Origin of the sequence: uncultured Nitrospira sp. (assembly GCA_902500695.1) — a bacterium.
Lineage (GTDB): Bacteria > Nitrospirota > Nitrospiria > Nitrospirales > UBA8639 > Nitrospira_E.
Map to the genome: position 1 here is coordinate 36041 of CABVRQ010000015.1, position 15736 is coordinate 51776.

Sequence of the window (15736 nt, forward strand, 5' to 3'; positions counted from 1 at the left end):
GTTTTCTTAACTACTGCACAGATGTGACCGATAAGAAGAAGTGGGTCAAAAGTCGTCGTGAAGATTCCCGAAAAGGAGGTGTCCTATGGGAGGCTTCAGAGCTGGTCCACTTATCTTTACGGTCACCCCCCTTTTCCTGTTTGCCTCTCCCTCTCCAACGTGGCCGTGTGAATCGCTACTCAATCCTCTAGCCTTCCAGGTTGCGACCTTCACCCAAAACACCCTCCTTCCCAATGGCATGATGGCCATTCGGTATCCGGAAACGGAGCAGGAAGTCTCTCCGCATGTCAGTGTTCATCGAGTGTTAATGGTGCTTCCTGGATTACAGGAATCACTTCCTGAAGCCTCGGATACGCACTATCGAATCATTGAGGTGGATGGCACGGTTGGTTGGATGACATACGTACTCTCGGCCCATGCCCTGTTCTATGGTGTGGGGGAGGATTCCCTAGGTTTTCCGGAAAAGATTTGGATTGATCCCGAAGAAGATGGGCTGAATGGTAATGAACATATCAATGGCAGAGAGCCTGATTCAGGGAAATGAGTGTATCGTAATATTACATGGGATCTATACCTCCAAGGTAAATTCCCAGACCGTCTAATTCATCGAGCAGGCGCCGGGACCCCGGGGATCTCCGCAGGATCCACAATTGCCTGGATCAACAATATTCATTCCACTGCCTGTCCCGCCTACCGCAAATCCTGTCAGTTGTTTCTCCAGCGTCGTGGCCTGACATTTCGGACATTCCGGAATTGTCGAGCTATGGACAAGCATTTCAAATTGATGCGAACATCCTTGGCACTTATAGGCAAATATCGGCATGGGTTCTAGACCTCCTTTTCAACGAAATGGTAAGTCTTATTATAGGCGCGGATGTAAGAAGAGGACAATGGACGCTTGGAAAGGGAGCTGGTGTAGGGTCATGATGGAGAAGGAGAAAAAGATGTATCAAGAGGAGGAATCATTTAATCTGAGGTTTTCCCTGGAAGCCAATTTCCCGGATGAATATGAGGGCGAGGAGGATGAGAGGGCGTGGCTCGCACATTGGGAAGAAAAAGTGAAGCCTGATATCGTGAAAAGTATATTTCGCACATTGGAGCAGTACCCTGACTGGGTGGCCCGCTTTCGCAATCGAGGGATGGCGGCCACGGACGAAATTGAAATTGTCTTAGAAAAAACCTATACCGATTCTACATTGAATTAACCTTAGTATGATCTTTATGCCATTTGTGAAACGGTTTGGAATCTTAGTCGTTGCCTGGATGTGTTCGGTTGGCTGGCCCATGCCCGTTTATGCCCAGAATCTCATTTATTCCCCCACGCCGGGCAATCCGGTTGGGCGCGCTCCACAAGCCATTACGTCGGGAGATTTCAATGGGGACGGATTGTGGGATGTGGCGACGGTAAACAGCACCTCCGACGACGTCTCAGTGCTATTGGGCAACGGCAATGGCACCTTTCAATCGGCGGTGTCCTTTGGAGTCGGGAAAATTCCACTGGCGGTGGTTGCCGCCGATATGGATCGCGACGGCCGCCTCGATTTGGTCATGGCTTTAACCGGCTCTGATCAGGTGGTTGTGCTGAAAGGTGAGGGCACCGGACTGTTTCAGAAGTTGGGGAGTCAGGGGGCAGGCAAGGGAACGACCTTTTTAGCGGTCCGGGATGTAAACGGGGATGGGTGGAGTGATGTGGTGGCGGTGAATAGCGGACGATTCGGTTACTACCCGCCTTTTGATCTTGCGGTGCTCTTCAATGATGGCAAGGGAGGCCTGCTGGCCCCCGTGACTTATGAACAGAACGGGCGGGACGGAATGTTTCCTACCGGGGTGCTGGTCGAGGATCTGACAGGGGATGGAAAACCGGACCTTGCGGTAACCTGGAGTCAGCCGAGTTGGCGTTCTCCGAACGGGCTTGTCTCCATACTGAAGAATTCCGGGAATGGGACGTTTGCCCTTGAGAGGGAACTCAAGCCTGGTTTTACCTTAAGCGCGATTCAGGGGGCCGACATCAACCATGACGGATTGGTTGACCTTGCCGTGACCAGTCTCTTTTCGGACAGCGTCCGCATTCTGCTCCAGCAAGATGGGGGAACGTTTACCGAATTGGATCACATTAAAGTGGGCTTTGCGCCGGTGGGAGTGACGTTTCGTGATTTTGACGGGGATCAGGAAATAGACATGGTTGTGGTCAATCGTGATTCCAATAGCTTGTCGATTTTGTTGGGGGATGGAGCCGGGCTCTTTACCTCAGCGGGACATTTCGGTGTTGGCGCCGCGCCGTCAGCCATGGTCGTGGAGGATTTTGATCAAGACCAATTTCCCGATCTGGCCACGGCCGGCACCAATGTCGATGGCGTTTCGGTACTTCTTAGCGGAGATGCGGCTATCCCCCTCCCAAGTCTGAGCACCGATGTCATGGTCTTTGAGATGGAGTCGGGCCAAGAGACGAATCCTTCCTTCTCTCCTCATATGGTGCGGGTCTCCAACATCGGGTTGGGACTTCTCAAAATTGTGGATGTGAAGATCACCGGAAATGAAGCGAATGCCTTTTCTGTTGTGGATAACACTTGCGCGGATGTCACGTTGCATACGGGCGATTCGTGCACGCTCAAGATCGGATTCGCTCCACATGAGCCGGGAACACACTATGCCATGCTGACGGTTCACGATAATGCCAGCGGTAGTCCGCGTCGCGTGGTGTTAAAAGGCCTGGTGAAAGGTTAAGAAGGTGTCCTCCTTAGCCTGAATGTGTAGCTGAACCAGCCCTTTTGACCCTCCCTTCCTCGCGCCATTTTATTTCTTCTATTCAAACCTGCCCGACAATACGGTATGCTCTCCTTCCATTCTCTGAAGAAGAGTGTATTCCATGTCGACTTCCGGTCAATCCAGTCAAAATGTGTGGGTGGGTATCGATATTGGGGGGACCTTTACCGACTTTGTCATCTATTCCCCCTCGGAACAATCTCTCCAGCGATTTAAAATTCTTTCGACTCCGGCCGATCCTGCAGAAGCGGTATTGCAAGGGTTATCCCAACTTCCTCACCATCCTGGGCGTCATATTGTGCATGGTTCCACCGTGGCCACCAATGCCATTCTGGAACGCAAAGGGGCGCGGACGGCTCTCATTACGACAAAAGGTTTTCGGGATGTACTACTCATTGGACGACAAAATCGTCCTGAGTTGTACGACCTGTTCCCGGTCATTCCTCCGCCCTTAGTCCCGCGTGAATGGTCATTCGAAATCTCGGAGCGGGTGGATTGTGAAGGGAACATCCTGACGCCTCTTCAGGAACATGACCTTGTCTCAATTTTGGAAATGTTACGGGGTGACGGGATTCAGTCGGTGGCCGTGTCATTTCTGTTTTCCTTTGTGAATCCTGCTCATGAGCAATGGGTGACGAAGCGATTGCGTGACGAAGGGTTCTTTGTGACGGGCTCCTCTGAAATCCTGCCGGAATTTCGTGAATATGAACGAACCAGTACGACGGTGGTGAATGCCTATGTGTCTCCGGTTCTCGATACCTATTTGGGCCGTTTAGAACGGGAGATGAATCCGGCCGAGTTTCATATTGTCCAATCGAACGGGGGGCGTATTTCGGTCGCCCAAGCGCGAGGGCATGGCGTCCGCTCCATTCTGTCTGGTCCCGCCGGGGGTGTGGTGGGCGCGCAATACATGGCAGGGTTAGCAGGTTTCACCCGGATTCTGACGTATGATATGGGGGGGACCTCAACAGATGTGGCGTTGGTCAGTGAGACGATTCACGTCACGACGGAGGCCAAAATTGGGGGGAATCCCATTCGTGTGCCCGTCATCGATATTCATACGGTCGGTGCCGGAGGGGGCTCTCTGGCTACCGTCGATGCCGGCGGCAATCTTCGTGTAGGACCCCAAAGTGCCGGAGCTCAGCCGGGTCCGGTGTGTTATGGGCGGGGCGGGACGATTCCGACGGTTACCGATGCCCATGTGGTGCTGGGCCGATTGCCGACTGACGGGTTTTTAGGTGGCCGGATGAGATTGAATGTCGAGGCGGCGCAACAGGCGTTCGATGACCTGAGCCGCCAGATGGTCCTGGCCCCTCGTTCCGGCTTGGATATCCGGCAGACCTTGGCATTGGGCATGATCCAAATTGCCAATGTGCATATGGAGCGCGCGCTGCGTGTCATTTCGGTGGAGCGGGGAGAAGATCCGAGGGAAACCGTCTTGGTGGCATTCGGTGGGGCCGGCGGATTACATGCCTGTGATCTGGCCAGGGCGCTGGGTATTCCACACGTGTTGGTGTCGCCTCTAGCGGCCACGCTCTCTGCTCTGGGCATGTTGGCTGCCGATGTGCAATTGGATTATGTCCAGACGGTGATGCTGCCGGGGAGCACGCCGATTGAGATCCTTGAACAGTCGACGCAACCGTTGGTTGATCAGGGGCAAAAGGACTTACATCGGGAAGGCGTGGATCCTGATCAATGGTGTCTCTCTCGAACCGTCGATGTCCGTTATGTCGGGCAATCCTTTGACTTAGCGGTGCCGCTGACTCCTCATTTCCAGGAGGAATTTCATCGGATTCATCACGAACGCTATGGCTATAATCAGATAGAGACGCCTATCGAGATTGTGAATGTACGAGTCCGGGCAGTCGGCCAGGTGACGCCGCCGACCATTCCTACCAGGCCGCTAGGGTCAGCCGATCCGATTGCAGCCAAGTGGGAAGATCGTCCCGTGGTCTTGCCTCAGGGGATACAACCGGTCCCGCATTATTGGGGAAACCGCTTGTGTCCGGGACATGAAATCAATGGACCGGCCATTCTGGTGTTGGATGATACGACGGTCTATCTCGGACCCACGGATCACGCCGCGATTGATAGGTATTCGAATATTCTCATAAAGGTTGGAGCCACCGATGGATGATCCCATTCGCACCGAAATGATGAAGCACCGGTTGGTGTCTGTGGCCGAGGAAATGGGCGCTCGCCTGCAAAGGGCCGCCTTCTCGCCCAACATTAAAGAGCGGTGTGATTTTTCCTGTGCGGTGTTTGATTCATTAGGAAATCTGGTTGCGCAAGCTGCGCATATCCCGGTTCATCTTGGAGCCATGCCCTTGTCGGTGCAGGCCTGCCTTGAGTCTTTGAGTCTGGCGCCTGGCGATGTGGCCATGGTGAATGATCCTTATCGCGGGGGCACACATCTTCCCGATCTCACAGTGGTCTCACCAATTTTTATGGAAGACACCTCTCCCCCCACGCTTTTAGGGTTGGTCGCCAATCGAGCGCACCATGCCGACATTGGCGGGATGTCTGCTGGCTCTATGCCGTTGTCACAGGAAATTTATCAAGAAGGACTTATCATTCCTCCAGTCAAGCTCATGGTTAGCGGTCAAAATAATGCTGATATTTGGCGGCTGCTGCTAGCGAATGTCCGTACTCCAGAGGAACGCATGGGCGATCTCCAAGCTCAGTTGGCGGCAAATCAGATTGGAGGGGAACGGATGCGAGCGATGGCTGAACGGTTTGGCATGCAACCGCTGCTTGTGGAAATGGATGCCCTGCTTCGGTATAGCGAACGCATGACCCGCCAGTTAATTGGCACGGTACCTAATGGCTGCTACCGTTTTGAAGATGCTCTGGATAACGATGGCTTTACCGAAGAGCCTGCCGTCATTCGTGTCGCGATCATGATCGAAGATGAACAGGTCACGGTCGATTTTTCGGGAACTGACACCCAAAGAGCTGGCAGCATTAATGCCGTGTATCCGGTTACCCTTTCCGCAGTGGCCTATGTCTTCCGATGTGTGTTGGGATTAGACATCCCTGCCAATAGCGGATGTTTGCGGCCGATTCACATCATCGCACCGGAAGGCACGTTGGTGCATGCCAGGCGTCCTGCCGCGGTGGCCGCGGGAAATGTGGAAACCTCCCAGCGAATCGTGGATGTCCTGTTGGGAGCCCTGGCGCAGGCCTGTCCTGATCGCATTCCGGCCGCCAGCCAGGGCACGATGAATAATCTCACCATTGGCGGATGGGATCAACGGCACAACCGCCCCTTTGCCTATTACGAAACCATCGGCGGGGGTATGGGTGCGGGCCCTCATTACGATGGGGCGAACGGCCGCCACTCACATATGACCAATACCCTGAACACGCCGGTGGAAGCCGTGGAGTATGCCTATCCGTTTCGCATTTCCCGCTATGCCCTGCGGGAAAGGTCTGGCGGAACCGGTCAGCATCAAGGCGGAGATGGAATCGTGCGGGCATACGAATTTCTTCAGCCTGCCGAGGTGACCCTGTTGTCCGACCGCCGGATCACCAAACCGTATGGTCTGAAAGGTGGAGAAACAGGACAACCCGGTCGCAATTGTTTGATGCAAAATGGAATTGAACAGGAGGTATCTGGAAAATGTTCGTTCGCCGTTGAAGCTGGAGACACCCTTACCATCGAAACTCCAGGAAGCGGGGGGTATGGTACTCCTGAAATTAGACCCTATTCTCCATCGAAGATATTCCACGCAAATAGATATTATTGAAAATAGGACGTATAATTTGTCTCTCTTTTGAGAGGCTGCTTCCAAACGCGAGCAACATGAAACCAATAAAAGGCAGCCGTATTGAGAAAATGAGACTCGATTCCCCCATTGACGATCCATTTGTCTTGAGGTGTGCCCATGAAACCCAAAGATTGGGTCGGGCTGATCGAAGCCGGTTACAGCCTCCAAGGCGACGACGATGCATGGCTTAGGAATCTTCTAGAACATGCGGCCCCCCTTTCCGATCGTGGCTTTTGGCCCACCATTGGTACTTACTCCTACACGCCAACCAACATCTGCTTAGAGCGCACCGGGACACTAGGCCCTGCGATCGCCGTTAAGTTTCTTCAATCGAGTATTCAAGTCAAGACCAATGCCGTCGACAAGTTTTTCCGGGGTGGCCTACGGGTTTGCTCTTTAAGTGAAGCCCTGTATCAACAAGAACCGGATCTTCAAGAGACCGTGCGACAAATGACCGAGGGGGTGGTTCAGGATAAGCTGGCGATCAAAGGACTGACTGGCCAAAACAGTGCACTCATCATCTGTTGGTTGTTTGGTGAAGCGATGACCCCCACCTGCGTGGAACGCAAGCATTGGGGATTAGTGGCTAGCCATCTTGGCACCGGCTTCCGATTGCGGTCGCTCGGACGAGCGGTCACCCTCGATTCATTGCCGGTGGAGGCGATTTTTGATTCTGATGGAAAGCTTCAAGAGGTTCGAGGCAAAGCCACAGATCCGTCAGTACGTGAAACCTTACGTGAAATGGTTCGTCGGATTGATCACACGCGAACGCAAGCGCGTCGTAGCCATCCGGATGAGGCCCTCGCAGCATGGGAGGGTTTGGTGCAAGGCCGTTGGTCAATCGTGGATTACATAGATACTGACCGGCGTCGGTTTGTGGTGGCAATCAAAAACGATCCCCAGTGTCCTGACCCTCGGGGGCTCACCTTACGTGAACGACAAGTCGCCGACTTTATCGGCCTCGGGCATTCCAACAAAGAAATCAGTTATACCCTTGGGATTTCTCCTTCGGCGGTGACCAATTGTACGGTGCGAGCCCAGCACAAGCTTGGATTGTCATCGGTGCCGGAGTTGGCCGCTTTTTTTGCCCCCAGCGGATTGCGGACCAAATTAGCTGAGTGCGCGGTGCAGGGGGAGGATCTCCTTGTCGGAGCGTATCCTCTGGTCGATGAAGAACGGGTGAAAGATTTGACCGAAGCTGAACGGGGGGTGTTGACGCATCTGTTGGCAGGTTCGACCAATCTGGATATTGCGGAACGGCGGCAGACGAGCGAACACACCGTGGCAAATCAAGTCCAGGCCATCTTTCGAAAGTTGGAAGTAGGTTCCCGTTGTGCACTTGCTGCCCGCTTGCAGTGCGGGGTGTAAGCGTTTCCTCCCTTCTATCTATTTTCCTCAAACTGTTCATTCTTTGCATCTGATCAAATATTTCCAAAACACGTTCTCCGCCGCTTTACCTACCTTCCCTTTCCCTGATTCATGGCCTCGCCGATTTTTCTTCGCACCCGGATTCTCACCCCGAGCCCTACCTGTCATGTGAAAAAATAACTATGGAACCTGTTTGTCAGAAAACCTAATTTATGAATGGGTAGACAACGTCATTCCTTCTTTTTTGGGTGAGAAAGTATTCCAGAAAAAGAAAGCTAATGGCGAATGTGCGGTGGAAGTTGGGTCTGATGAGCAATTGCCTGTCTTCGAATGAGGAATCGTATTGGATAACGTCTTTATCCGATCGGATACACCCTTGTTTTTGTACAAGATGATCAGGGCGATGAAAGATTAGTGTAAAGAGTGATGAAACAATTGATGAAGCGGAACTTTGGAACCGTCAGTGGTTCAGCAATGCGAAATGGCCCACAGATTGCTTTATGGTCTTGGGCAGTATGGTTCGATGCAAACGAAGATGGAACATGAAATCGTTTGAACCTTTGTAAAAGTAATTTTGACTGACGTTATGGATGCATACGAAAAAGAACATTAATCCCGACCATTTTGATTTCGTGAAGCCCCTTTCACTGTCCGGGCCTTCATGAGACTCAACCATAGGACAGAAAAAGGAGAAGTGATCATGAGCAGGTTTCACGATCAACAATTCAATCAACAAAACTCCCGGTTGGTTCACAGTTCGGGTCAGTTCAGAAGGACCGGAGTTTTGTACCTAACGGGGTTGGCCGTCTTGGCTACGGTGGTCTTGACCGGTCAAGCCTGGGCTGGTGCGGGGTGTGACCTGAATGTTCGGGTCAACAACCACACGGCCAACTCGCTTTTAGTCTACGGGGTATCTAAAAGCTCCGCCAGCAAGTCCGGGTTGAATCTCTGGAGCCCACTAACGGGGATGGATGATGCATTATTAGATCCTGAAAATTCTGGAGCTGCGTCGCATTCAAAACAAGCGGTGGAACTGCAACTTCCGTGTTGGACGGGAAAAGTTGATTTTAAAATTAAATATCTTGACGGAGGGAGCGAAAAGTGGACACGCCGTGACGGTGTGCAAATTAAATCTGGCGATACCATACAAATCAACATTAGTAACTAAAACGAGGATTAATCGTAAACTTTTCATTTCACCTTAGTTTGGGAACCTAAAACCTTCATTGAGTCTTTCTGAGGAGAAGTCTGGAGAAAGTCTCTAGGGTTTTTCTCGCCAGGTCAGGCACTGTGCGACAACCAACTTTTTGACGGTGATAAGAAGGAGGTCATGTGATGAGCATTAACAGCTTCAGTAAATTGAAAGAAAGCAGTAGTAAGCAATTGGGGTTCGCCAATTTCGGGAAATGTGTTCGCTTCCCGGTTCTGGTTGCCCTTTCCTTTCTTGGTGCCCTGGCGACGACTGGGTCCGCGAACGCTGGTTGCGGTCTGACCGTGACATTCGACAACGATCTGAATACGTCAATTCAAATCCTGGAGGTTGATGCCAAGACCACCACCGGTTCATGGAAGACCGTGTATGACGATGCGTTCACGATTGCCGAGGGTACAAAAGTGACCAAGGCGATCGAGACCAATGGCGGGTGTGCATTCCCTCATCACCTTCGCGCTAAGTACGAGAAAGGCAAGAATACTCTGTACGAAACCAAGGGTCCCATCGCGACTGCGGTGGATAAGAAGATCAATATGGAATTTGACGACTGAGAGCAACAGGAATTCCGGGAATTTTTAAGGAAGGAATGGGCAACTGGAAAACATGGATTTTTGAAAAGGTTGTCAGGGTGTTTTCCCTGTCCGACACCTCGGCAAAACAACATACAGGACCGGGAATATAAGGAGGTCGTGTCATGAGCAGAATAAATGTAACGTCATCATCCAAATTTTCTATTGTGTCTGGAGTGCTGGGAGCCATGGTTTTTGCGTTCAGTGGGTCTTTGGCCCATGCGGGGCAGGAGTGTTACGATTTTAGCGATCTCCCGGTAGGGAGTCAGTATCAACGGGGAGACACGGTGAATGCCGAGCATTCTGTGGCTACTCTCAGGCAATTCTATGTCAGTGAGAATCAGCCTTCTCTGCAAGAGAGCCAGGTTGCCGAGGTGGTGTCTTCTAATATTCCTCAGGGAGGGGCTCCATCATTAAAATTATACTCGATCAACGTTCAGCTCACCCCCACCACGCCGGTTCAAGAGATTCGCTTAAGATTTGCTGAAAACACCGGCGGAGCCTATATCCAAAACTTTGAGGTCAATGGCCAAAAACGCGTCTTGCAGGGGGGGCTTTCCCAACTCCATCAGACGACAACGGGGAATGCCAAAATTCATGTGACCGCAGCACCCGGTGGAGGTAACTTTATTGTGGGTACGCTTGAAATGCGCGCCAACCAGGGAACTTCCATTGCATCCTTCTCCATTGGGGGGAACAGTCAATTCTTTATCGATGATGTGTGCATCAAGAAATAATCCATCAGAGGGCTAGAGGTCAGGGGTGGCCCACACGCCACCCTTGACCTACGACAATTCATAAACGAAAAAAATCATTGTTGGAATTGACAAGGATCAAAGCTGATTGGAAGGAGTGTTATAGCCAGAAATCCCGTGGACGACACCATCCGTAGCCTTGCTATGCCCAAACGGAAATTGAAGAAGAGAGTTTGAAGATGCATGCGAGCATATAAATTTAAGATAGAGCTAACCATGGCAAAGAGGAGGCGATGAGGAATGTGTGTAACGAATCTCCATGGAATCCTAATCCGGTAAGGCTGCAAGGTTTCCACGTAAGGTGGTTTGTCGTCTTGGGATTGGTTGTGTGTCTGGTTTGGATTCAACCCATCGCGCATGCGGTCTCACTCAACGACTCAAAGGCCTACTGGCTGGGTTGGTCTCCGATAAAGATTCCGGATTCCGGTTTCGACTTCGGCGGCAAAATGTGCGCACCGGACAACCGGCATTACACGTTGGAGATCGACCTCGAAAAATACAGTGACAACAAGTTGGGCTATATCAAGGTCGGGCTCCAAACCCTTGGGACGGACGACGCGTGGCGCACGATTGGCACGTCGAAGTCCGAGTACGTGAAAGTATATTCTTACCTCTGTGAAGACAGGACTGATTGCCTGCACTCGGCCGCCACTAAGATCGATTGAAAGGCTCTGCTGTTTGAAGAAGGAAACTTCACCCGAATGGAAAGGGACACTTGCATGACTCGATACTCAACATCCAGCACACCGCTCATCCTTGTATCCGTCAGTATTGCCTCGGCGCTTCTTCTTCTAGTCGTGACTTCCACGCAGGCTGGACGATATCCGAAAGGCGCCATGCTCAACGGGGCGCCCGTTGACTCAGAGCACATCTCCGGATTCCAAGGGACGGACTTTGTCGTGGGTATACCCGACAGTAGCACCAACGATGATTAGGCCGTGTTCGGTCTTTCCTCGGAGGAACAACGAGATCACCTCTGCTACGTCACGATACGAACGGAGAACATCAACGACTCCAGCGGCAAGCAGGACCTCAAGAAGGAATTCTGTAGCGGCAAGGAAAAGAGCCGTGAAATGGTGACAGCTCCAGACAAGGCCTACGGCAAGCGTTCATTCGTCAACGGTGTGCGTGTCGGCATGAATGGCGATGACACACGAGTGAAAGGAATTCAGATCCGTGGAGGGACCATTAACAAAGAAGGGAGGCTGGCAAAGCTGGGACCTGGCGTGCAAGACCAAAAGGTCGGCAACATCTCGCGCTTCAATCCCGAGGAGTCGAAGGGCGACCGCCTCAATTGCAAAAACAACTGGAAGCGTTGGGTGCTGTGTCCCTAAGTCAATCTAATCGCCACCGCTGTTCCTTTATTTCGAAGCTGGCAAGGAACCGAGTTCTCTGCACGGCATCGGACTGCAGTGCCGGAATGTCAGTGGCGTATATGTGTTGTCTTGAGAGACGAATTTATCACGCTAGAGAAGCGTAAGGTGTGTCAGGATAGGGAGAGCAAACACTTTATCATTTAAGGAGGGAGCAATGTCATGAAAAAGTTGATTTTGGCTTTACTGTTCACTGTGCTGGCAACGTCGGTGCATGCAAAAAAGTTTGAAGTAGAAAACTGTGACTCTTCTTCTATGGAGGATATCAATTGGGCTGTTGATTTCATAGACAAAAACATTGATCAGATGCTTTCGGAGGCAACATTTATCCCCAGTAAGTATGGAGATAAGATTAAGAAGAAATGGCCAACATCGACGCTTAAATGTTCGACAAAGAAAAAATGTGACGATACCGTTCTTGGTTACCATCGAGGGGGAAATAAAATAAACCTTTGTTGGGACCAAATACGCGATGGCAGTTCGACTCGTTGTGAGCTGGTTGGAATCATAATGCACGAAAAAGCACATGCGGCCAACGTTCCAATTGAAAAAAAGCATAACGACGCAAACGAGTATTCCTATGTGAGACCAATAGATCTGGTCTATCGCTTTGATGATGTGGTGGAGCGTATTTGTCTATCTGGCGGGGCAACTACGCCAATGACCGGGGGGGCGATAGTCGAGTCTGGAGGAACCATCAGGATGGATTTAGGACAGTTCTGTTCAACCAATACCCAATGCGCCTCAAATAACTGTGGGGCTGGAGGAGTCTGTGTTTGCAATGATGATAATGATTGTGGTTCAGGCTCGCGTTGCAAGAAGCGAATCGGAAAAAATTATTGTGTGCCTACAGGGGGTGACTTTGGGGATTATTGCGAGAAGAATTCAGACTGTGGCATGGGCAAATGTGAAAAGAAAAGTTGTGTCTGTGAAAATGATAAGGATTGCAGAACTTCATTAGGTGAAACTGCTTTTCGCTGTGCAAAGCCGGGACTCGGATTTGGAAAGAACTTTTGCCAGGCCACGTCTGTGTCAAACGGGGGCGCTTGTCAAAAGGACTCTGACTGTAACAGCGATAAATGCAAAAAAGATAAGTGTGTGAGTAAGTAATGATTAACGGAGATGACTACAGTCGACTCCAATGAGGACAATAAGAGAGGAACCCATGAAAAAACCAGCCAAAGAAACCAATTGGAAACAGAGTTATGTCCGACCGTATTGGGACTATCGATGGGTTCTCGCATTGCTGATATCCATGCTATGCCTCGTGGGAGCAGAATCGGACGTTCACGCGCAATACATCGGCAGTTCCGAGATAAAAATAGACCAAAAGAAATTTGAATTCGATGGGGGGTTGGACTGGGAAATCCACGATGGTGAGATGAAGCCTCTACTTCATGGCGACCTGGATTTGAAGGATGCGGGAGGCTTGTGCGGACGAATGCGCATGGACTTCCATGGTGGCGGGCACGTATTCCTGACCACGGAATATGGTGGGGAGGTCTGTGCAAAAGGCGATACGCGGCAAGTTTGGGAGGTCGATCTTAGTCCGTACGACAGTAACAAACTGAACGAGGTCAAGGTTTCTATTGAAAAGAAGACGGCGAGCACGGAATGGACCATCATTGGGTCAAAGACTGTCAAGCTGAGCACTATCCATGACAAAGTAAAAATCACTGCGGACGGATTCGACTTCGGAGGTAATACTTTCGTTCTCGGCGCCCCAACCAACTCCGGCGATGTGGCCTGGGTATGGACCGGAGGCAAGGTTATTCCTCTCCTAACCGGGACGCTTCACATTAACAATGCGGCCAGCGCCTGCGCGCGCATGCGGATCGAATATTTCACGTTAGATGACGTTTCCCTGGCCGACAAGGTTGGTGGCAAGGTCTGCGCGGCGGATAATACCCATCATACGTGGAGCGTGGACCTCGACCCATATGGAGACGGAAAGTTGGCGTACATCAAGGTCAGTCTCCAGACTTTAGGCGCCGACGGCTCCTGGCGCACAATCGGCACACACTCAGTCACCTATGTCAACGCTCCTTTTTGCTGCGAAAGCTGTGTGTGTCGGCTTGCGAGTGGAAAACTGTTCCGCACGGTTCCATAAGAAACGAAGCGAAGCAAAGCTAAACTTCAATGGATGAAAGTGTATTTTTCATAGAGATCGGGTGCAAAGAAAGTGAGGCCTCATGCCCTCGCCATTCGTATCATAAACTCACTGGATGATCTATTTTAAGGACCTCGTCTGATTGAATGGGTGAAAAATCTCCAAAGTCATAAAAACCAAATGAAGCGAGGAGTTCAAATAGGAGCTGGTCGAGGCCACGGGACGTACTCAAAAGGCTAGAAGGGTTCTCGGTGAGTCAAGCGATTCAAAAGGTTTCGGCCATGGAAAAAGCCGGGAGAGGAAAAGATGTGCCAAGGGTTCAACCCATGAAGTTTGCCCCAGGGAGCAACATGTTGATTGGGACCTCATTAACAAGAACATGCCAAAGGGAGAATGGCCAGGCAAAAAGGAAAAAACGAAATAGCAATTCCGAGGACAGCAGAAAACAAAAGGAGTCAGATATGGATTCTCATGTGGAATTTCCAATTCTAAAAAAGAATTTCGTTTACCTGGTTGTCAGGTGCTTCCAACGACTCTTCTTCCTGCTATTTCTGAGCGGTATAGGTATTGTTTCGATTGTTACTATGGTTCAGGCAGTGACGCTGGATGTGTGCTCGTCAAGCTGCATGTACTCGGGGATTCAAGCGGCAGTGGATATTGCCACAAGCGGAGATGTCATCGATATCGGGCCTGGTACCTATGTGGAAGTTGTTCAAGTGAATACTCCGAATCTCAGCTTCATCGGGGCTGGTAGTGCGAGCACTATTGTTGACGGTCCGCTCAGTGCGTTTGTATTCAATGCCAGCGCAGGGGGTGCAAGTCTTAGCGGGGTGACCCTTCATAGCCAGGTCACAGGGAGTTGTATTCAAAACTATACAGATTTGATTGTCCGAGATAGTATTTTGGAGAATTGTTCGAATGATCTGAACGGTGGGGGCATTTACACCAATGGTGATTTGGTCCTTGAGCGGGTCACCGTGCTTGCCAGTCATCTGCATTATTCTCAAATTAACCCGATTGAAGGGCGTGGCGGAGGTCTATTTGTCGATGGGAACCCGACCAGTGGTGGGCCGACGGTGCGGATTTATGACAGTGCGTTTGGGGCCAACGAAGCCTTGTATGGTGGGGGAATTTATATCGGGACCGGAGCAAAAGTCTATATCGACGGCACCATCTTTTCGGATAATAGTGCTCATGACAGTACGGGACTTCTTCCCTACACCGGACGGGGAGGCGCGATTCGCACGTTTGGTGAACTCCATGTGACCAATAGTACATTTTTTTATAATTGGGCGGATCTATTTGGTGGGGCCATTGCGGTCAATTGCGGTTCAGCCCCGGTTTACATCGCGACTTCCGTACTTTTTGAAAACTTCACCAATGGGGAGACATTCACTGCCGGGGGGCTCCCATCTGGAGGAGGCCTCTACGTGGAATCAGGCGGAGAAGTGAATGTGTTTGGCACCGAATTCTATGGAAATCGATCCGGTTATGGTGGAGGAATCGGAGTCTACAACCTGTTACAGCAGGGAACGGTCAAGCTCGTGCAGGGCAGTCTGGCCTATAACACAGCCGATGGAGATGGGGGCGGACTGTGGGTCTATGGAGGCAATGTGAACGTCAACACCTCCACGGTCTCTTTGAACCTGGCTAAGGGGAACGGGGGAGGCGCCTACGGCGCCTACGGATCGGGAATTATCGATTTTAAGAGTTCAACGATCGTCGATAATCTTGCGTACGGAACTGGCGGGGGGCTGAATGCCGATAGTATGAGTTTACGAAACTCTATTCTTGCACGAAACAATGCCTCAATTG

General features: G+C 51.1%; 16 protein-coding genes. 15 read left to right on the plus strand and 1 reads right to left on the minus strand.

Annotation, left to right across the window (positions count from 1 at the left end):
• Window positions 1-85: 85 nt before the first annotated feature.
• Entirely contained in the window at window positions 86-544 is a 459-nt protein-coding gene (locus tag AAH187_RS05955; protein ID WP_342347522.1) for a hypothetical protein, read from the plus strand.
• A 54-nt stretch (window positions 545-598) separates the two neighbouring features.
• Here AAH187_RS05955 and AAH187_RS05960 read toward each other — a convergent pair whose 3' ends face one another.
• Window positions 599-823: a zinc ribbon domain-containing protein gene (locus tag AAH187_RS05960; RefSeq protein WP_342347523.1), complete on the minus strand. Its 225-nt coding sequence runs from the start codon at window positions 821-823 to the stop codon at window positions 599-601.
• A 121-nt stretch (window positions 824-944) separates the two neighbouring features.
• Between AAH187_RS05960 and AAH187_RS05965 the strand changes: the two genes are divergently transcribed.
• The 14 genes from AAH187_RS05965 to AAH187_RS06030 all read left to right on the plus strand — a co-directional run.
• The gene (locus AAH187_RS05965) at window positions 945-1205 is read left to right on the plus strand and encodes a hypothetical protein (RefSeq protein WP_342347524.1); all 261 of its coding nucleotides are present in this window, start codon (window positions 945-947) and stop codon (window positions 1203-1205) included.
• Between the two features lie 16 nt (window positions 1206-1221).
• Window positions 1222-2724 carry an FG-GAP-like repeat-containing protein gene (locus AAH187_RS05970; protein ID WP_342347525.1) on the plus strand — a complete coding sequence of 501 codons (1503 nt, stop codon included), beginning with the start codon at window positions 1222-1224 and terminating at the stop codon, window positions 2722-2724.
• A 142-nt stretch (window positions 2725-2866) separates the two neighbouring features.
• Window positions 2867-4900 (plus strand): hydantoinase/oxoprolinase family protein, encoded by a 2034-nt coding sequence (locus AAH187_RS05975; RefSeq protein ID WP_342347526.1) that lies wholly within the window; start codon window positions 2867-2869, stop codon window positions 4898-4900.
• Window positions 4893-6512, plus strand: coding sequence for a hydantoinase B/oxoprolinase family protein (locus AAH187_RS05980; protein ID WP_342347527.1), 1620 nt, complete (start codon window positions 4893-4895; stop codon window positions 6510-6512). The genes AAH187_RS05975 and AAH187_RS05980 overlap by 8 nt, the downstream gene beginning before the upstream one ends.
• 138 nt (window positions 6513-6650) lie before the next feature.
• Window positions 6651-7901, plus strand: coding sequence for a LuxR C-terminal-related transcriptional regulator (locus AAH187_RS05985; protein WP_342347528.1), 1251 nt, complete (start codon window positions 6651-6653; stop codon window positions 7899-7901).
• A gap of 700 nt (window positions 7902-8601) precedes the next feature.
• Window positions 8602-9069, plus strand: coding sequence for a hypothetical protein (locus AAH187_RS05990; RefSeq protein ID WP_342347529.1), 468 nt, complete (start codon window positions 8602-8604; stop codon window positions 9067-9069).
• A gap of 167 nt (window positions 9070-9236) precedes the next feature.
• Window positions 9237-9665 (plus strand): hypothetical protein, encoded by a 429-nt coding sequence (locus AAH187_RS05995; protein ID WP_342347530.1) that lies wholly within the window; start codon window positions 9237-9239, stop codon window positions 9663-9665.
• Window positions 9666-9808: 143 nt separating this feature from the next.
• On the plus strand, window positions 9809-10420 hold the full coding sequence (locus tag AAH187_RS06000; protein ID WP_342347531.1) for a hypothetical protein: 612 nt from the start codon (window positions 9809-9811) through the stop codon (window positions 10418-10420).
• 251 nt (window positions 10421-10671) lie between these two features.
• A complete protein-coding gene (locus AAH187_RS06005) occupies window positions 10672-11103 on the plus strand; it encodes a hypothetical protein (RefSeq protein ID WP_342347532.1) in 432 nt (143 codons plus the stop codon).
• Between the two features lie 54 nt (window positions 11104-11157).
• The gene (locus AAH187_RS06010) at window positions 11158-11373 is read left to right on the plus strand and encodes a hypothetical protein (RefSeq protein ID WP_342347533.1); all 216 of its coding nucleotides are present in this window, start codon (window positions 11158-11160) and stop codon (window positions 11371-11373) included.
• A 3-nt stretch (window positions 11374-11376) separates the two neighbouring features.
• Window positions 11377-11772 carry a hypothetical protein gene (locus AAH187_RS06015; RefSeq protein ID WP_342347534.1) on the plus strand — a complete coding sequence of 132 codons (396 nt, stop codon included), beginning with the start codon at window positions 11377-11379 and terminating at the stop codon, window positions 11770-11772.
• A gap of 201 nt (window positions 11773-11973) precedes the next feature.
• A complete protein-coding gene (locus AAH187_RS06020) occupies window positions 11974-12921 on the plus strand; it encodes a hypothetical protein (protein ID WP_342347535.1) in 948 nt (315 codons plus the stop codon).
• 55 nt (window positions 12922-12976) lie between these two features.
• Entirely contained in the window at window positions 12977-13921 is a 945-nt protein-coding gene (locus tag AAH187_RS06025; RefSeq protein WP_342347536.1) for a hypothetical protein, read from the plus strand.
• Between the two features lie 584 nt (window positions 13922-14505).
• Window positions 14506-15736 (plus strand): right-handed parallel beta-helix repeat-containing protein (locus AAH187_RS06030; protein ID WP_342347537.1); only part of this gene is annotated, 1231 nt, incomplete at its 3' end.